General features: G+C 59.7%; 1 protein-coding gene. It reads right to left on the bottom strand.

Features of this window, described 5'->3' with window-relative positions:
- On the bottom strand, positions 1-243 hold a 243-nt coding region (locus tag PU683_RS21290; protein WP_277174585.1), incomplete at both ends, for a hypothetical protein.

Here is a 243-nt window from a genome sequence, read left to right as displayed (position 1 = left end):
CGCAGAGTCGAATCCATCTTCTGCTCAATCTCACGCACCAGCTCAACCTTCTCGTAGTCCTTCGCCATTTCTTCGGCGAGCTCAGCCTCCCACTCATCAGCGTGGGTGCGCAGGCGGTCGTACTCCTCAGACTCGACCTTAATGCCGAGGATGACCTCCAGCGCCTCAATCAGGCTCACGACCGCGCGCGGGTTCTGCTGGTCAAAGCTCAGGTACCCCGGGATGCTCATACGCAGCATGACC

Origin of the sequence: Candidatus Kosakonia sp. 282A-S69, from assembly GCF_029433855.1 — a bacterium.
In the GTDB taxonomy this organism is placed as follows: Bacteria; Pseudomonadota; Gammaproteobacteria; order Enterobacterales; family Enterobacteriaceae; genus Kosakonia; species Kosakonia cowanii_A.
The sequence above is the reverse complement of the archived record's forward strand: the minus strand, read 5'-3'. Positions and strand labels throughout refer to the sequence as shown.